This is a genomic window from Bradyrhizobium sp. USDA 4541, from assembly GCF_024171085.1.
In the GTDB taxonomy this organism is placed as follows: Bacteria; Pseudomonadota; Alphaproteobacteria; order Rhizobiales; family Xanthobacteraceae; genus Bradyrhizobium; species Bradyrhizobium australafricanum.
This window is the reverse complement of sequence record NZ_JALJZF010000001.1, coordinates 1931942-1943965: the sequence shown is the minus strand read 5'-3', so window position 1 is coordinate 1943965 and position 12024 is coordinate 1931942. Positions and strand designations below refer to the sequence as shown.

General features: G+C 64.8%; 11 protein-coding genes and 1 pseudogene. 5 read left to right on the top strand and 7 right to left on the bottom strand.

Annotation, left to right across the window (positions count from 1 at the left end; translation table 11 throughout):
- Positions 1-36: 36 nt before the first annotated feature.
- Both J2R80_RS08995 and J2R80_RS08990 read left to right on the top strand, forming a co-directional pair.
- Entirely contained in the window at positions 37-630 is a 594-nt protein-coding gene (locus tag J2R80_RS08995; protein ID WP_057018994.1) for a L,D-transpeptidase, read from the top strand.
- 61 nt (positions 631-691) lie between these two features.
- On the top strand, positions 692-1729 hold the full coding sequence (locus J2R80_RS08990; RefSeq protein ID WP_141339963.1) for an amino acid ABC transporter substrate-binding protein: 1038 nt from the start codon (positions 692-694) through the stop codon (positions 1727-1729).
- Between the two features lie 355 nt (positions 1730-2084).
- Here the strand turns inward: J2R80_RS08990 and J2R80_RS08985 are convergent, their stop codons facing one another.
- Positions 2085-3224: an acyl-CoA dehydrogenase family protein gene (locus J2R80_RS08985; RefSeq protein WP_229191735.1), complete on the bottom strand. Its 1140-nt coding sequence runs from the start codon at positions 3222-3224 to the stop codon at positions 2085-2087.
- Between the two features lie 151 nt (positions 3225-3375).
- On the bottom strand, positions 3376-4560 hold the full coding sequence (locus J2R80_RS08980; RefSeq protein ID WP_253638391.1) for an acyl-CoA dehydrogenase family protein: 1185 nt from the start codon (positions 4558-4560) through the stop codon (positions 3376-3378).
- Between the two features lie 168 nt (positions 4561-4728).
- Here J2R80_RS08980 and J2R80_RS08975 point away from each other — a divergent pair, with 168 nt between their 5' ends.
- Both J2R80_RS08975 and J2R80_RS08970 read left to right on the top strand, forming a co-directional pair.
- The gene (locus J2R80_RS08975) at positions 4729-5274 is read left to right on the top strand and encodes a carboxymuconolactone decarboxylase family protein (protein WP_028343517.1); all 546 of its coding nucleotides are present in this window, start codon (positions 4729-4731) and stop codon (positions 5272-5274) included.
- A gap of 137 nt (positions 5275-5411) precedes the next feature.
- Positions 5412-5906, top strand: coding sequence for a VOC family protein (locus tag J2R80_RS08970; protein WP_253638390.1), 495 nt, complete (start codon positions 5412-5414; stop codon positions 5904-5906).
- Between the two features lie 357 nt (positions 5907-6263).
- Here the strand turns inward: J2R80_RS08970 and J2R80_RS08965 are convergent.
- From J2R80_RS08965 to J2R80_RS08955, 3 genes and pseudogenes are all read right to left on the bottom strand, one after another.
- A pseudogene (locus J2R80_RS08965) lies at positions 6264-7291 on the bottom strand (IS110 family transposase).
- 158 nt (positions 7292-7449) lie between these two features.
- Positions 7450-7869: a DUF2938 domain-containing protein gene (locus J2R80_RS08960; protein ID WP_253638389.1), complete on the bottom strand. Its 420-nt coding sequence runs from the start codon at positions 7867-7869 to the stop codon at positions 7450-7452.
- A gap of 71 nt (positions 7870-7940) precedes the next feature.
- Complete coding sequence (locus tag J2R80_RS08955; RefSeq protein ID WP_253638388.1) at positions 7941-8804, bottom strand: class I SAM-dependent methyltransferase; 864 nt, start codon at positions 8802-8804, stop codon at positions 7941-7943.
- Between the two features lie 82 nt (positions 8805-8886).
- On the opposite strand from J2R80_RS08955, the gene J2R80_RS08950 reads away from it, so the two are divergent.
- Entirely contained in the window at positions 8887-9321 is a 435-nt protein-coding gene (locus J2R80_RS08950; protein ID WP_253638387.1) for a helix-turn-helix domain-containing protein, read from the top strand.
- An 83-nt stretch (positions 9322-9404) separates the two neighbouring features.
- Here the strand turns inward: J2R80_RS08950 and J2R80_RS08945 are convergent, their stop codons facing one another.
- Together J2R80_RS08945 and J2R80_RS08940 are read right to left on the bottom strand one after the other, a co-directional pair.
- Positions 9405-10568, bottom strand: coding sequence for an IS4 family transposase (locus tag J2R80_RS08945; protein ID WP_057015126.1), 1164 nt, complete (start codon positions 10566-10568; stop codon positions 9405-9407).
- A gap of 224 nt (positions 10569-10792) precedes the next feature.
- Positions 10793-12007, bottom strand: coding sequence for an MFS transporter (locus J2R80_RS08940; RefSeq protein ID WP_168859285.1), 1215 nt, complete (start codon positions 12005-12007; stop codon positions 10793-10795).
- Between the last annotated feature and the right edge of the window lie 17 nt (positions 12008-12024).

The window sequence follows — 12024 nt, the reverse complement described above, 5'->3', positions numbered from 1 at the left end:
AACCATTTGGCCGCGTGCCAACGAGGAGAGCTTTCAATGACGAAGTTTCGTCACCTGGTCTGGATGTTGATCGCGACGGGCGCGCTCGTGCTGTCGACGTCGCAGGGTTTCGCCCAAAACCGCCCGGACGCCGACGAGCCCGGCCTTGTTGCTGACGACGGCTACGAGCTCGACCCGGAATGGCAGAAGCAGGTCGTATATTACCGGACCAGTGAGGCGCCGGGCACCATCATCGTCGCGACCGCCGAGCGCCATCTTTATTTGGTGCAGGGTAATGGCCGCGCGCTCCGCTACGGTATCGGCGTCGGCCGCGAAGGCTTTCAATGGCAGGGCCTGGTGAGCATCACCCGCAAGGCCGAGTGGCCGGACTGGGTGCCGCCGCCGGAAATGATCGCGCGCCAGCCCTATCTGCCGCGCTTCATGGCGGGCGGCCCGGGCAATCCGCTCGGCGCACGCGCGATGTATCTCGGCACCACGGTCTACCGCATCCACGGCACCAACCGGCCCGACACCATCGGCACCGCCGTTTCCTCCGGCTGCTTCCGCCTGGTCAACAACGACGTCGCCGATCTCTACAACCGCGTTCCGGTCGGCACCAAGGTGATCATCCGGCAGAAGCCCGAACTCTGATCTCTACCCGCCTTCGATATCCGCCCCGCTTTTCCCCCCGATCCTTCGCGAGAGAGAACCCATGCGTACATTTCGAGGCGGCCTGACGATCGGGCTCGCGATCGCCGCACTGGTTGCGGCCGCCGCCATCACCTATGAGCGTTACGACACCCGCACGCTGAAGCGCACCGTCCGTCGCGGCGACGTGCTGTGCGGCGTCAACAAGGGCCTGCCGGGCTTCTCGATTCCGGACGACAAGGGTAACTGGACCGGCTTCGACGTCGACTTCTGCCGCGCGGTCGCGTCGGCGATCTTCGACGACCCGTCGAAGGCGAAGTTCGTTCCGCTCGACGCCAGCGAGCGTTTCAAGGAGCTGCAGAACCGCAAGGTCGACATCCTCTCGCGCAACTCCACCTGGAGCATGTCGCGCGAGACCAATTACGACCTCTATTTCCCCGCGGTCGCCTATTATGACGGCCAGGGCTTCATGCTGCCACGCTCGCGCAACATCGATTCCGCGCTCGACCTGAACGGCAGCAAGGTCTGCGTGCAGGCCAACACCACGACGCAGCTCAATCTCGCCGACTATTTCCGTGCCAACAACATGAAGTACACGGAGATGAAGTTCGACAAGCTGGACGACGTCGTGAACGCCTACAACTCCGGCCAGTGCGATACGCTAACATCGGACGCCTCGCAGCTCTATGCGCTGCGGCTCAACCTCGCCAAGCCGAGCGACCACACGATCCTCGCCGACATCATCTCCAAGGAGCCGCTGGCGCCGGTGGTGCGCTTGCGCGACGACGACTGGATGATGATCGTGAAGTGGACGCTGTACGCCATGATCAACGCCGAAGAGCTCGGCATCACCTCGAAGAACATCGACGAGGCGCTGAAGTCGAAGAAGCCGGAGGTGATGCGGCTGGTCGGCACCGAGGGCAGCTATGGCGAGGATCTCGGTCTGACCAAGGACTGGGCGGTGCGCATCATCCGCCATGTCGGCAATTACGGCGAGGTCTACGACCGCAACGTCGGCGCAGACTCCAAGCTGAAGATCCCGCGCGGCATGAACCAGCTCTGGAACGCCGGCGGCGTCCAGTACGCGCCGCCGATCCGGTAGACTCTCCATCGTCATTGCGAGGAGGTCGCGACAAAATTGCAAAGCAATTTTGCGCTGAAGCGACGAAGCAATCCATTTCGCCACAAGTGGAGAGATGGATTGCTTCGCTTCGCTCGCAATGACGAGCCTATGCCAAGCCGCCCTCACCGCTGTCATCACCCGCGCGAAAGCGTGTGATCCAGTACGCCGCGGCTTCTCGGCTCAAGCGCCGACGTCTCTGGAATACTGGAACGCCCGGTCCCGTCTACGCCAAGGCTTCGACGAGGCTTTCGCTTTCAGGCGCGCCGAAGCTTGAGCGAAGGCGGCGAGCCGGGCGATGACAGCGTGTTGCGTAGCGACAATGACGCGGCGAAGATCAATACCCCTTGCCGCTCGCCAGCTGGTCGGTGTGGAAGTTGCTGTCGCCGAACAGCTCCTGGCAGACGCGGGCGCGCTTCATGAAGAAGCCGATGTCGAACTGGTCGGTCATGCCCATGCCGCCATGCATCTGCACGCCCTCCTGCACGGCCAGCGTCGCAGTGGTGCCGGCGCGGGCCTTTGCCACCGCGACCGCGGTGGCCGCCTTGTCGATGTCCGTGTCGAGCGCCTGCAGCGCCTTCAACACAGCGGCGCGCGTAATCTCGATATCGATGTAGAGCTGCGCGGCACGGTGCTGCAGCGCCTGGAATTCGCCGATCGCCTTGCCGAACTGCTTGCGCTCCTTCAGATAGGCCACGGTGCGGCCGAACACCTCGTCGGAGAGGCCGACCATTTCGGACGCCACCGCGCCGCGGCCGATATTGAGCACGCCCTCGAGCAGCCCAAAGCCCTGATCGACTTCGCCGAGCACGCTGTCGGCGTTGACCTCGACATTGTCGAACACGATGCGCGCCGCGTTGTGCGAATCGACCATCGCGGTGCGCTCGACCGCGAGCCCCTTCGCCTTCGGATCGACCAGGAACAGCGTCAGCCCGTTCCTGTCGCCAGCGCTGCCCGCGCTGCGCGCGGCGACAATCAGGAGGTCGGCGGTGTGGCCGTCGAGCACGAAGGCCTTGTCGCCCGACAGCTTGAAGCCGTTGCCGGAGCGCGTGGCCTGCAACTTGGTCTGCAGCGGGCGATGCTTGGCGCCCTCATCGATCGCGAGCGCCGCCAGCAGCGAGCCGTCGGCGATCTTCGGCAGATGCTGCGCCTTCTGCGCCTCGCTGCCGCCGCGCGACAGCGCCGAGGCGGCGAGCACCGAGGTCGCGAGGAACGGCGACGGCATCAAGGTGCGGCCGATCTCCTCCATGACGATGCCGGCCTCGACGCAACCGAGCCCGCTGCCGCCGAACTGGTCCGGCACCAGCAGGCCGGAGAAGCCCATCTCCGCAAATGTCTTCCAGAGATCGCGCGAGAAGCCGGTGGCATCCTTGGCATCGCGCAGGCCGCGCAGATGCGCCACCGGCGCCTTGTCGCTGATGAGACCGCGCGCACTGTCGCGCAGCATGGATTGTTCTTCGGTGAGGACGAGGGCCATAGGAAATCCGATCTAACGTTCTAAGCAACGGTCTGAGTTCGTCATTCCGGGGCGATGCGACAGCATCGAACCCGGAATCTCGAGGTTCCACAATGCGCAACTGCGCATTAGGGTTCGCCGCTTCGCGACGCCCGGAACGACGGTGCAGCGATCACGCGCCCGGCAAATCGAGGATGCGCTTGGCGACGATGCCGAGCATCACCTCCGAGGTGCCGCCCTCGATCGAATTGGCCTTGGTGCGCAGCCAGGCGCGCGGGCGGGCGCCGCCTTTGGAGCGGTCGCTCTCCCATTCCAGCGCGTCGATGCCGCCGGCCGACATCAGGATCTCATAGCGGCGCTTGTTGAGCTCGGTGCCGTAATATTTCATCGCCGAGGAGAACGCCGGATGCGATTGCCCGGCCTTGGCGAGATCGACCGCTCGCTCGGCGGCGGCAGCGAGCGCGGCCTCGTCGACCTCGAAGCTCGCGATCTGGCTGCGCAGCTGCGCGTCATCGAGCTTGCCCCGCGCGTCCGCACCGACCGAGTCGGCGGCGATCTGGCCGAGCGGACGACCGACGCCGCGCTCGCCCATGCCGGAGATCATCGCGCGCTCGTGCTGCAGCAGATATTTCGCGACATCCCAGCCGCGATTGACTGATCCGACGACATGCGACTTCGGCACGCGAACATTGTCAAAGAAGGTTTCGCAGAACGGCGAATAGCCCGAGATCAGGAGGATCGGCTTGGTCGACACGCCCTTCGAGGTCATGTCGAACAGGATGAAGCTGATGCCGTCATGCTTCTTCGCCGCCGGATCGGTGCGCACCAGGCAGAAGATCCAGTCGGCGTAGTTGGCGTAGGACGTCCAGATCTTCTGGCCGTTGATGATGTAATCGTCGCCGTCGCCGACCGCGCGGGTCTGCAGCGAGGCGAGGTCGGAGCCGGCATTCGGCTCGGAATAGCCCTGGCACCAGCGGATCAGGCCCGCGGTGATCTTCGGCAGATGCTCCTTCTTCTGCTCCTCGGTGCCGTATTTCAGCAGCGCCGGTCCCAGCATGGAGATGCCGAACGAGGTTAGCGGCTGACGCGCGCCGATCGCAGCCATCTCCTGGCGCACGATCTTGGCCTCCTCGCCGTCGAGGCCTCCGCCGCCATATTCCTTCGGCCAATGCGGCACGGTCCAGCCCTTGTCGCGCATCCGCTCGAACCAGACGCGCTGCGCCTCGGACGAGAATTTCGTGTTGCGGCCACCCCAGAAGGTGTCGCCATCCGAGGTCATCGGTTTGCGCATCTCCGGCGGGCAATTCTGCTCCAGCCAGGCGCGGGTCTCCGCGCGGAATTTCTCGAGGTCAGCCATGGTGCGTTTCCAGTCAAATTCGACGAATTGGATTCGACCTTAGACCTACGCAGCCGCCGAATTCAATATGCCTCGCGGCCGCGCCATGCTCTGGCGTCGCTACTCACCTCGCGCGATCGGGTGTATCGCCGAGATGGGGTAACGCTTGAAAAACAAAAGGAAACGGACATGCGGCTGAAGCTGCTTTCGCCTAGCGAAATGAACGCCGCCCAGAAAGAAACCTACGACGAGTCGATCGCCGGCAAGCGCGGCGCGCCACCCGCGCCGATGATGGCCTGGCTGAACAGCCCGGAGATGGCACGGCATGCGACGCGGCTCGGCGAGGTGCTGCGCTTCGACACGATCTTTCCCCCAAAGCTGTCGGAGATCGCGATCCTCGTCACCGCGCGGCACTGGACCGCGCATTACGAGTGGTATGCCCACAAGCGCCTGGCGCTGAAGGGCGGCCTCGATCCGAAGATCATCGAGGACATTCGCGTGCGCCGGACGCCAAGCTTCGACGATCCCAAGGCCAGGGTGATCTACGACGTCGCCAAGGCGCTGCACGAAGGTCACGGCCTGCCGAAGGCACTGTATGACGAGGCGGTCGAGGTGCTGAGCCAGCGCGGCCTGGTCGAGGTGATCGGCCTCTGCGGCTACTACACCATGGTGTCGATGACGCTGAACACGTTCGAGTTCCAGCTGCCCGGCGGCGAGCTGTCGGAGCTCTGCTAGACGCCGGCGGACCGTGGCGCCTTTCGAAAACCTTGCGTTTCCGGATCGAACGCTCCGGCGTCGGCAAATCCGGACTATATCAGGTGGCGAAACCTCGCCCCTGATGGCAGGGGCATTGACGTCAACGGAGTCCGCTCATGCCAGAGAATCCCCCCATCATCGCGGGCACCCGGATCGGGCATGTCCATCTCAAGGTGGCCGATCTCGAGCGCGCGCTCGGCTTCTATTGCGGCGTGCTCGGCTTCGAGTTGCAGCAGCGCATGGGCACGGACGCGGCCTTCATCTCGGCCGGGGGTTATCACCACCACATCGGCCTCAACACCTGGGAGAGCAAGGGCGGCCATCCGCCGCCGCCGGGCACCACGGGCCTGTTCCACACCGCCATCCTCTATCCCACCCGCCCGGCGCTCGCCGATGCGCTGCACCGGGTGCTGTCGGCCGGCATCCAGCTCGACGGCGCCAGCGACCACGGCGTCAGCCAGGCGCTGTACCTGCGCGATCCCGACGAGAACGGCGTCGAGCTCTATTGGGACCGCCCCGAGACCGAATGGCCGCGCAGCGCGGACGGCAAGCTCGCGATGTTCACACGACGGCTGGACCTGGACGACCTGCTGAAGCAGCGTGCGACGTAATTCCGCAAGGCGATAATTTCGTAGCCCGGATGTAGCGCAGCGAAATCCGGGGTTGGCACCGTGGGGTGATACTGTTCCCGGATTGCGCTTCGCTCATCCGGGCTTCTGTAACGGGCCTTGGTTAGTCAATCCCTTTTCGCGTCATCCACTCGCCGGGCACTTGCTTCTGTACGGGATCGGCGCGAAGGCCGTCGCCTGATGGGGTGCATTGAGGAGCCGGCCGGCCAATCTACGGATTGCGTGGTCGTGAGCCACTTCCCGGATGGCGGCCTGACCGGATCCATCGTCCCAGCGGAGGGACTTCGCTCGGGGAGAGCCTGGTGTCGTGGCCCGCCCGGAACCGATTGCTGCTCCTGGCTAGATGGCCTTGGTCATCGGGTTGAACGGTTTGGTGTCGGCGAGCATGCGATGCAGGATCACGGCGAGCTTGCGAGCCAGCGCTACCTTGGCCTTGCGCATGCCTGCGCGCCGGGCGATCCGCATCGCCCAGCTCTTCAATGCCGAGCAATTCTTGACCGGCTTGGTCAGCATGACGTGAGCTGCCTGGTAGAGTGCCTCGCGCACGGAGGCATCCCCGATCTTGCTGATGCGGCCGGTGTAGTCGGTCTCACCGGACTGGTACTTCTTCGGGGTGAGCCCAAAGTGGGCTCCCGTGGCCTTCGAGGAGCGGAAGCGCTTCGGGTCGTCGATCGCCGCGGCATAGGTGAGCGCCACGATCGGACCAACGGACGGCGTTGTCATCAGGAGCTTGGCGGATGGATGCGTCCTGGCGAGCTTCTGGGTGTGCTTGTCCAGGCTCTTGAACTCCCGCAGCAGCACCGCATGGGCTTGGAGCAGCGCCGCCGCGACCAACTCCAGTCCGGGATGGCCGGTCACGAGCTCGCGGATGCGTCCGGCGAACGTGCGCTCGGTGGCGCACCGACCTTCAGGCCAAAACCGCGAAGTATGCCGCGCAGGCTGTTCTCGACATCGCGAAGCTTGGATTGCAGCAGCTTGCGCGCCGTCAGGATGGCGCGGGTCTCCTGCGCCGCGACCGACTTGCAGTGCACCGGCCGGAACCAGCCGAGCCGCATCAACTGCGCGATCCGGCGGGCATCGTTGCGGTCCGTCTTCACCGGCATCGACTTGAAGGCTTCGCGAACGTGCCGCGTTTCCAGCAGCTCGACCGCAAGCCCTGCGTCTCGCAGACCCGCATACAGCCATTGCGACAAGGGGCCTGCCTCCAGCCCGATCCGTTCCAGTACCAGACCCAGCGACCGGAACCAGGCGATCAGCGCCGCCGGCTCGCTCGCAACCTTCGTCTCGCGCAAAATCTTGCCTGTCCCATCGACAAGGCAAACGCTCGAGCATTCCAAAGACACGTCAATTCCTGCATAGTGGTACATGGTCGTCCCTTAATGATGCTTGGAGCGGGCTTGCCCGACTCCGTTGAACACCATCAGTTTGAGGGACGACCGCCTTCCAACCAACAGGCCGCTCGCGAGCGCGCTTCCAAATTGCGCCGTAGCGAGCGGGCGGCCGGCCCGTTACCCCATCTACGAGTTCAGGAACGGGTGCGCGAGCCAGCCGGCCGCATAAAGCGCCCAATCCCAAACACCGTGTGCGTCACGAGGCTCTGCAGCCGCGCCGCCCATGGATGGGGCGTACGGCTCGCGGCAATGCCGGCGCCCATCGCGGGCTGCATCACCAGGAACGGCGCGGCCACGCTGCCGATCCCGACCATCAGAGCCGGAGCGATGGTGGGCTGCCGCGCCCAATCGAGGCCGAAGATCGCAAGCAGCACGCCGGCAAAGCCGATCCCGATCAGATAATGCGCGGTCCATCCGATGACCCGTTCGCCCACGACCTGTGGTGACGCGGCGATGCGGTCGTGGCGCAGGCGAGCGGATACGAGATGGCCGAGCCAGCGACCGACCAGGGCATAGTCCAGCGACGGGATGCCAAGCAGGCGCTTTCGAACCATCCCCCAGATGTCCCATCACGACGGTCGCACCGATCCCGGTCAGCACCGCGCTCGCCACAAATTCCGCGGCTTCAACCATGCGCGGCCTCCGCCGGCGCTCGTGCCGCGACCATCCAGCACGCCGCGGTGAAGCGAATCTCGGTCCCGTGGATGTAGCGATCGAACGCACCGCGCACGGTCTCGATCACTCGCGTGCGGCGCGGCTCCTCCATCGCCTGCAGCAGCGTCCCGACCGGGCCGAGCCAGCTCACATAGCAGGCCAGCTGTGATGCCGGAAAGCCGAGGGCGACATCGACCGGTTCGATCGCGATCGCGTCCCAGCCGCTATCCTCCAGGATAGTTTCGACCCGCTTCCGGTCGGCAAAGCCGAACTGCCCCGGCGCATCGGGACGCCGCGGCGGAAGATCCGGCAGCAACGGCTTCGCTGCCTGTTCCGCCGTCGTCATGAACGGGTTCTCGGCGGCGCCGCGCCAGGCGATGAAGCGGAGCGCAGCATCCGGCCGGGCCGCGCGGCGCAGATTGGCGAAAGCCTGCACCGGATCGGCAAAGAACATCACGCCGAGGCGCGAGATGATCATGTCGAAGCTCGCGGGCGCGAACGGATAGGTCTGCGCGTCGGCGCAGATGAAGCTGACCGGCCGCCCTTCCCGCTCCGCGCGGGCGCGCGCCGCCGCGATCATCGGCTCGGAGATATCGATGCCGGTGCAATGCACTTGCCGGCCGAGCACACCGGCAACAGCGAAGGTCGCGGCGCCCGTGCCGCAACCGATATCGAGCACGCGGCCGGCCGCGGCATCGGACACTGCTCGGACGAGCAGCTCTTCAAGCGGCCTGAACATCCCTTCGAGCACGTCGCGCGTCTCGACCCAGGCGCGGCCGGCGGCGCCGTTCCAGAGTTTGACCTGCTCGTCGTCGACTTGCGCTGCGACACCCATGATTCTCGTCCTTGTTGATGCTTGCCTTACGCAAGCGATAGGCTGGATACTGCCAGTTCAAGTGAACTTGAGGTCAAGGGCCATGCGGGACATCGATATCGCGGAGGTGGCGGAGCTATCGGGCGTGCGCGCCTCGACCTTGCGCTTCTACGAGGAGAAAGGTCTGATCGCCTCGCATGGCCGGCGCGGGCTGCGCCGCCTGTTCGATCCGGCGGTGCTGGACCGGCTGGCGCTGATCGCGCTCGGGCGCGCCTCCGGCTTCTCGCTCGACGAGATCGCAAGGATGTTCGCGCCCGATGGAAGACCGCGCATCGACCGGAAAATGCTTTCTGCCAAGGCCGACGAGCTCGACCGCACCATCCGCAGGCTCAACGCGATGCGCGACGGCCTGCGCCACGCCGCCGTCTGCCCGGCGCCGAGCCACATGGAATGCCCGACCTTCCGCCGCCTGCTGCGGGTCGCGGCGGCCGGCAAGATCGACGAGAAGAAGGCGCGGAAGTCACGCCGCAAGTCGTAGAACGTAGCCCGGATGAGGGAAGCGATATCCGGGGACAGGTCTTTATTCCCCTTCCCCCTGAAAGCAGGGGTGTCCGGGGAAATTCAGGCATAGCGGAGCTCCATCTGGTCAGGTGAGATGGTTGATTTCCGACGGCTGGGGTTGATGGGCGGAGGTTTGTCGATGGCAGCGAGGGATCGACGCGTGAGCAGGAGCTGGCCGACGAGTTCGGCGAACCTGAGCGGGAGCATTTTGATGCAGTTGGTGTGAGCGGCGATGCGCAGCAGCAGGTAGGCAATCATCGCAGCGAGCACCTGAAGGCGGATCGCGTTGTCGTTGGCGCCGAGGAACTTGCGAATATCGAGATGCTGCTTGATCCAGCGGAACAGCAGCTCGATTTGCCATCGGCTCTTGTAGAGGGCGGCGATCTCGACGGCGCTACGGGCAAGGTCGTTGGTCAGGAGTGTGATCTTGCCGCCTTTCTCGCGTCTGATCTTGATGCGGCGGAGCGGGATTGGAAGGCGCGAATCGCCCTTGCTGGTGAGCTTCACCTCGTCATCGGCAAGGATTTCGAAGCCATCCCCGTTACGCTTGCGGATGGCGCGATGCCTGAGCGAGCGAAGACGGATGCTCGTCTTCGCCCGGGTAACGAAGAAAGCCTTGCTATCATTGATCTTCTGCCACCAGTCGAAACGGCAATAGCCCTTGTCAAACACATAGGTGGTGGCGGGCTGGATTGGGGTCTGTCGGCCGATCTCGATGTCATTGACGTTCGCGGCCGTCATCTCGACGCAGGTCGGGACATCGCTCCTTGGGTCGTAGACGACATGCAGCTTCATGCCGCGGATGCGGCCGTTCCACGTCGCCCAACTGCAGACCTTGCCGAGCGGGATCGGACTGGCGTCGATCAGACGCACCATCTCCATGCCTTCACTCCGCAGCTGGCGACGCGCCATCGCCGACAGCGCCGCAAAGGTTTGCGCGAAAATGCCGATCGGACGGCGGGCATTGGCATCGGACAACGTCGAGCGCGACAGCTTGCCGGTTCCCAAGTGATAGTGATGCTGCGAATTGGCGTTGAAGCCAGTCACCACCCCGCGCAGACTGCTGTTGCCGCTAAGCTGGGCATAGATCAGCGCCACCAGATGATCCCAGCTCCTGAACGACTTGTCGTAGGCATCCCCGTCCAGACGATCCACAACCGTCTGAAACTGCCGTCGATTGATCGGTTCAAGCAGCCTTCCAAAAATGCTACCGCGATATCGCATGCTCGGCCCTCTGTGTCTCGACAACCAGAAAAGACCGATTTGCCTCGGTCCTGCCGAGCATGCACCGCGACACAGTGAATCATTCCCCGGACACCCCTGCCCTGAAAGGGGGAAGGTCGGGATGGGGGTCAGCCGCAGGCGATGTTGCAAGCGGAGAGAGCAGATCCCCACCCGCTTTGCTCTGTGAGCAAAGCGACCTCCCCTTTTCAAGGGGAGGTGGAAAGCTACTTCCCTTTCGCCATGATCGTCGCCGCCGCGATCAGCTCCAGGCCAATGCAGCCGTAGAACGGCAGCGAATAGCTGCCCGAGAGATCGCGCAGCAGCCCGACCACGCCGGGGCCGAAGGCGTAGGTGATCTGGTTGATCGCGGTGATCAGGCTGACCAGCACGCCGAACGCACGCGGATCGAACTCGCGCTGCACGATCAGCGCCGGCAGCGTGATCAGATTGCCGACCGAGAAGCCGAACAGCGCGCAGGCGGCGATCTGCGCCACGTCATTGTGCACATTGATGATGACGGCGAGCGCGACCGCCTGGCTGATAAAAGACAGCGCCGATGCCAGCCGCTGGTTGAGCCGGTCGATCACGAAGGAGAACGAGACGCGCCCGACCACGGCCATCGCGGTCAAGAGCGCCATCGCCACCGTCGCGCGCTCGCGGCCGATTACCTGATCGAGATAGGCGATCAGATGCACGATGAAGCCGACCTGGGCGAACAGCACCAGCGCGAAGGCAATCGAGACCGAGAGGAAGCGGATGTCGCGCAGCGCCCGGCTGCGCACCTGGGTCGCTGACGGCGCGTCGGCAGCGGCGGCCGTGACCGCGTGCAGATGCGCCGGCGGCCGCCCGACAAAGATCAGGATGACAGGCACCATCACCACGATCAGCAGCGCCGCGGCCGCGATCATCGCGCCGGAGAAGCCGAACGTGCCGATCCCCGCCACCAGCAGCGGCACGCCGACGATGCCGCCGAAGCTCGCGCCGTTCAGCGCCAGGCTGATCGCCATGCCGCGCTTCTTGTCGAACCACAGGCCGAGCGTGTTGGTGATGATGCCGAGGCTGGTGCCGGCCCAGCCGAACGCCAGCAGCGCATCGGCAAGATAGAGTTGCCAGGGCTCGCGCACCTCGCCGATCGCAACCGCCGCGATCGCCATCGCAAAGGTGCCGGCGATCAGGCAGCTGCGCGCGCCGAACGCCTTGATCGCCTCGCTGACGAAGGCGACCAGCGCGGCGCCGAACAGATAGAAGAAGGTCGTGCCCGACGAAATCAGCGACGCCGGCCAACCGTGCAGCCGCTGCAGCTCGGCAACATAGACGCTCTGGCCGTAGAAGCCCAATCCCCAGCCGAAGGTCGCAAGCAGGAAGCAGACGACGACGATGCGCCAACCTTCGTAGCCAAGCGAGGATTCATCAGGCAGCGTGGCTGAGGATGCGTCCATTTCTTGCTCTTGCTTCT

Excerpts from the sequence above, each read along its gene's own strand:
- J2R80_RS08995 (WP_057018994.1), top strand. The coding sequence starts at position 37 with ATGACGAAGTTTCGTCACCTGGTCTGGATGTTGATCGCGACGGGCGCG.
- J2R80_RS08990 (WP_141339963.1), top strand. The coding sequence starts at position 692 with ATGCGTACATTTCGAGGCGGCCTGACGATCGGGCTCGCGATCGCCGCA.
- J2R80_RS08985 (WP_229191735.1), bottom strand. The coding sequence starts at position 3,224 with ATGGCCCTCGTCCTCACCGAAGAACAATCCATGCTGCGCGACAGTGCG.
- J2R80_RS08980 (WP_253638391.1), bottom strand. The coding sequence starts at position 4,560 with ATGGCTGACCTCGAGAAATTCCGCGCGGAGACCCGCGCCTGGCTGGAG.
- J2R80_RS08975 (WP_028343517.1), top strand. The coding sequence starts at position 4,729 with ATGCGGCTGAAGCTGCTTTCGCCTAGCGAAATGAACGCCGCCCAGAAA.
- J2R80_RS08970 (WP_253638390.1), top strand. The coding sequence starts at position 5,412 with ATGCCAGAGAATCCCCCCATCATCGCGGGCACCCGGATCGGGCATGTC.
- J2R80_RS08960 (WP_253638389.1), bottom strand. The coding sequence starts at position 7,869 with ATGGTTCGAAAGCGCCTGCTTGGCATCCCGTCGCTGGACTATGCCCTG.
- J2R80_RS08955 (WP_253638388.1), bottom strand. The coding sequence starts at position 8,804 with ATGGGTGTCGCAGCGCAAGTCGACGACGAGCAGGTCAAACTCTGGAAC.
- J2R80_RS08950 (WP_253638387.1), top strand. The coding sequence starts at position 8,887 with ATGCGGGACATCGATATCGCGGAGGTGGCGGAGCTATCGGGCGTGCGC.
- J2R80_RS08945 (WP_057015126.1), bottom strand. The coding sequence starts at position 10,568 with ATGCGATATCGCGGTAGCATTTTTGGAAGGCTGCTTGAACCGATCAAT.
- J2R80_RS08940 (WP_168859285.1), bottom strand. The coding sequence starts at position 12,007 with ATGGACGCATCCTCAGCCACGCTGCCTGATGAATCCTCGCTTGGCTAC.